The sequence below is a fragment of the Streptomyces sp. NPDC007162 genome (assembly GCF_040634175.1).
Classification (GTDB): Bacteria; Actinomycetota; Actinomycetes; order Streptomycetales; family Streptomycetaceae; genus Streptomyces.
In genome coordinates this window covers 1-4473 of record NZ_JBEYFC010000630.1, presented here as the reverse complement: position 1 = coordinate 4473, position 4473 = coordinate 1, and the positions used below count along the sequence as shown (strand labels likewise).

General features: G+C 63.2%; 3 protein-coding genes and 1 pseudogene. 2 read left to right on the top strand and 2 right to left on the bottom strand.

Features of this window, described 5'->3' with window-relative positions:
• Positions 1-243, top strand: a pseudogene (locus tag ABZ646_RS40905) (transcriptional regulator); the annotation flags it as partial.
• A gap of 24 nt (positions 244-267) precedes the next feature.
• On the top strand, positions 268-993 hold the full coding sequence (locus ABZ646_RS40900) for a 5-formyltetrahydrofolate cyclo-ligase (protein WP_360531143.1): 726 nt from the start codon (positions 268-270) through the stop codon (positions 991-993).
• A 303-nt stretch (positions 994-1296) separates the two neighbouring features.
• Here the strand turns inward: ABZ646_RS40900 and ABZ646_RS40895 are convergent, their stop codons facing one another.
• Both ABZ646_RS40895 and ABZ646_RS40890 read right to left on the bottom strand, forming a co-directional pair.
• Positions 1297-2778, bottom strand: coding sequence for a UvrD-helicase domain-containing protein (locus ABZ646_RS40895; protein WP_360531140.1), 1482 nt, complete (start codon positions 2776-2778; stop codon positions 1297-1299).
• Positions 2771-4473 (bottom strand): AAA family ATPase (locus ABZ646_RS40890; protein WP_360531137.1); only part of this gene is annotated, 1703 nt, incomplete at its 5' end. The genes ABZ646_RS40895 and ABZ646_RS40890, both read right to left, overlap by 8 nt.

The following is a 4473-nucleotide window of genomic DNA, read 5'->3' as shown; positions in this document are numbered from 1 at the left end:
GCACGTCGGCGAAAGTCGCGCGCGATCGTACTCGGGAACCTTACGCTCGCCTATATCCGTCAGGGTGAGGTCGACGCCGCCGTGGCTGCGCTGACCAAAGCCATCGCGGAAGTACAAGAGACCAGGGGCGGGGGAGGACTCAACGTGGTCTTCAACGCCGCCCGCGAACTAAGCCCCTGGCGGCAGGAGCGTATCGTCGCCGATGTCCATGACCAGCTTTTCGCTCTCATGGCGACGGGGTGAGTGAGAGGAGAGACCTGGGTGCCCATGATGCACGACGATGCCAAGCGACTTGTACGGATCCAGGTCTGGAACGCTCTTGACGCCGCCGGCGCGGTCTACGACGACAGTGCTCACGGCCGGATCCCCAACTTCCGAGGGGCCGACGAGGCCGCGTCCCGGCTGACTGAACTGGACGGGTGGAAGAACGCGAGCGTCATCAAGGCCGTGCCGGACAAGGCCCAGCTCCCCGTACGGATTTGTGCCCTGAACGAGGGCAAGCTCGTGTACATGGCAGTCCCTAAGCTGGCGGCGCCGAAGCCCTTCTACCTGCTCGACCCAGCCGCACTGACGATCTCGCCCCAAGAGGCAGCCACGAGCCGCGTTGCGGCAACGATCGCACCAACCGTCGAGGTCAACTCCCTCCGTCCGGTCGACGTCGTCGTCCTCGGGAGCGTCGCGGTCAACCGGGACGGTGCCCGGATCGGCAAAGGGGCCGGCTACTCCGACCTGGAGTTCGCACTCCTGACGGAAGCTGGCCTTATTGGCCCCGGCACTCTCGTCGTGACTACCGTCCACAGCCTCCAGGTGATCAACACCCCGATTCCAGTCACTGACCATGACGTGAAGGTCGACCTGATCATCACACCTGACGAAATCATCGAGTGCACGGCTCCGCAACGACCGAAGGGAATCCTCTGGGATCACCTTGACCCGACCAAGATCGCGGCGATCCCGGCATTGCAGTCAAGAATGAAATCGCTAGAACGCTGAACGGTGTGACCCGGCTGCGATGATGCCGGTGCTTGGTACGGAAGCCGTCCACTCTGACGGTACGCCCCCTGCGAACTGACCGGGGACTCTGCTTGTATCCCACCCCGTTGGGTATCGTAAATCGGCTCCTCTGTTGTCGTCGCAGTGACCTGGTGAACGAAATCCGCGGGTTGCAAGTACTTGTCCGTGAGGGAATCCATGAAGTCTTATGGGTGCCATGGTCCCGTCTCCCTGGAGATTCGGGCAAAGGGCCGCGTCTTCAAGAGCAAGCCAGCCAGGGCTCCGGGGCTGTACGAGAGCGCTTCATATCAGGGCCAGCGTGTTGAGGCGCGCCCGCGTAAGTGCCACGTAGAGGGCGCGATGATCTGCCTCCGTAGGGTCGAGGCCGAGCGCCAGGGCCGAGATGTCTGCGGTGCTCAGTTTTATGGCCACCGTGTTCCACTCTCGACCTTTGGACTGGTGGCATGTAAGGCCAGGGACCAGCTGGTCATCTCCGAGCCGAAGCTGCAGACGGTTCAGCGCGAGGAGAGGGCTGCGTGCGTAGCGCTGTGCAGCTAACGCCGGAATGAGATCGGTCAACCCATCCGAGAGGCTCTGCCATACCCGCCGCGACGGGGTGCCGTCTTTCAGCTGAGAGACGGCATCCTGCAGGCATGAGTGGAGAGTTGTCGCTAGATCCTCCTTCTCCAGACCCAGCGTGGCCAAAGCGTCGTGCAGAAATACTGCCTGCAAGCCGAGCGCTTGCTGGGTGATCTCGTTGAGAAGCAGTGTGCATATCGCTTCCTGGATTTGGCCGACGCCCGGCTTTATGGCGAGAGGGAGCACGTGTGGATCGGCGCCCCAAAGTGCTTGCCATCTATGCGCAATGACCACATCGGCGTCCTGAGCGAGGCCCGGGATCAGTTGCACGGGCATTTGCCGGCGCAGCTGCCTCGTGAGTGATGCCTGCCCGTCGCTTCCCCACCGAAAAGATTCGTCCAAGCGGTGTGTGGTGAAGCTGTTCTCGTTGATGTATCTGGTCATCGCCGCGGGACGCGCGCCTCTGAACTGGTAGAGGGCTTGCCACGGGTCCCCGACCAGCGTTAGTGACCTGCACCCTGACGCGGCCAGCGAGAAGATGTCTCTGTCCAGGTCGTTAGCGTCGAATACCTCGTCGACTGTCAATGATCGTATGGCGGTCTCGAAGTAGGAGGTCAGTGCTTTCCTTGCCTCGCTGGTTGCGAGGGCTCCTTGCAGGGCCTCCCGTACGTTGTCGTGCGTGCATCTGCCCTCAGAGATCGCTTTCCTGAAGTCCATGACGGAGGGGTGGCTTGCGGACTGAGATTCGTCAACGGTCCTGATGACGACCTGTCCGCTATCGATGCTCAGGACAGGCCTGATGCGACGGGGTTTCACGGGGAGGGCCGTTCGCCACGTGTCCAGGACCTCAAGATCGGTGTGACCGCCTGGCCACTGGAGGACGCCCTCTTGGAGGAGGTGGAAGAGAAGGTCGCACAGGAGGGTGTCCAGGGTAACGATGCGGTGCGGCCATGTCACTGATGACGGGCCCCAGTGCTGGATGACGCGGTTCCGTAGTTCCTCGGTGGCTGACCGTGTGAAGCTGACGGCTACGACTGCCCGCCCGTCGGTGGTGGCGGCAAAGCGGTGCAGTCCGAACCGCAATGCTGACACTGTGGTCTTTCCCGAGCCAGGTGCTGCTTCCACGTATACGCGGCCGTGCGGACTGCCGCTAGCCATGAGCTGTCGTGGCGTCAGACTGCTGATCCCCGCGCTGGGCTTAGGCATTGTTCTGTGCTCCCGGCCATTGCCCGGGTTTCGATACTCGTGCGGTGGGCCAGCTCCCAGGACAACGGTCCACCGCGTGGTCCTGCCGCGCTGGACGTGCGAGGAGTAGATCGTCCCAGCGCGTTGTTGCCTCCTCCGCATCGACGATTGCCGGCTCGCAATCTGCCTCCTCCGGGTCGGGTTCGCGCTCCTGCCAGAACGCCGGCTCGCCGAGATCGTCCCAGTCGATAGGGTCCCCAATCTCATCCCAGATGTTGTCCGGCGCAAGCCAGGCAGGCGGTTCCGTGACGTTCTCGGCGACCGCGGGATCGGTGGTGACGGATTCAGCGGCAGCGAGATAGAGGAAGTCGAAGAGGTTCCTGAGGTGGTCGGGTACGCGGACGGGCGGGAGGTCGTCTGCCTGCCCACGATCGGCGTCGGTGGCGTCGCGCAACAGGGCGGCGAGTGTCAGGGCGAACTCAGCCTTTCGCCGTGCGCCTCGCCCTTCCTTGGCTCCTTCATCTCCGTCCTTGGCCGCTCGCCGGCTCCCGAAGTAGGCGCGGACACTCTCGACGGTGACTTCGGTCAGCGGATGCTCCGGGTCGACGGATTGCTGGGCCGCTGCGATGAGATGCTCGTTGCCCGGAGTGATCGCCGGTTCAAGTGTCGGGTGGCTGATAAAGGCTTGGACGATAGAGGGATCGTGCTCGGCGAGCCACTTGGGCGAATCCCGCGCGATATCGAAGGGCAGGTCGCTGTCGCTGTCGCGGAGGATGGCCAGCTTGGTGCACAGCTCTGCGCCGTGTGTCGCCAGAAGGCGGACAGCCCATTGACCTACCTTTGTGCCCATGGGGACGATGCTCAGGGCATCAACGAAGGCTTGCTTCGCCTCGTCGTCTGCGGCCCAGGCTCGGCCGAACTCTCGTACCACGGCTCCTTCTGTGACCCCTTCGACCAGAAGTAGGCGTTCAGCGAAGAGCGCTGATGAACGGCTCGTGTCGAGGTGCAGTCGGGTCATTCGCAGTGTGGCCTCGCGATGCTGGTGCGGGACGACGTCTTTCACGCAGCGACTGATGCTTCCCTGCTCCGTGCGGCGTACGACGACGAGTTCCTCCGGGTCGCAGGCGGTGATGATGTCGGTCGCATGACTGGAGAGGATCACCTGCAGTTCCGGTCGCGACTTGACGGTCCTGCGCAGGTAGCGCACCAGCGAGTGCTGCAGCTGGGGGTGGAGGTGCGCTTCGGGCTCCTCAATGACGACCGTTGCATGGAAGGGGGCCGTGGAGAAGAAGGAGTCTTCCTCCGATGCTGCTTCGGTTTGGGCTTGGACCAGGTTCTCGAAGGCTTGCCGGGCCTGCTCCTCTTCGGAGAGGGGCTCCCCTTCTCCAACCCCTTCCAGTGGGCTCTTTGTTTCGATGGGCGCTTCGGTGGAATCCGGTATCGCCGCCAATGTCACCGCGATGTGCAGCAGGTTCACATACCCCAGTCCGGAGACCTCTAGGGGACGAGCCTCGGAGCGGCCTTCGACGATGGCGAGCATGACTTCCAGCACGCGCGCAAGGTAGGCGTCGTCGATGACTTGGCCACGGATGTAGGGCCATTGCTGGCCTACTCCGGCGGACAACCTGCCCAAGTGTTCGCCGATTCGGGCTTCTACGACGTCGATCAGGCTGTCTTTGGCAAGGTCCTCCAGGAGTCGGGATGCACGGGCCCGCA

What these genes read in the sequence shown, in the direction of transcription:
- ABZ646_RS40900 (WP_360531143.1), top strand. Translation starts at nt 268, where the DNA reads ATGATGCACGACGATGCCAAGCGACTTGTACGGATCCAGGTCTGGAAC.
- ABZ646_RS40895 (WP_360531140.1), bottom strand. Translation starts at nt 2,778, where the DNA reads ATGCCTAAGCCCAGCGCGGGGATCAGCAGTCTGACGCCACGACAGCTC.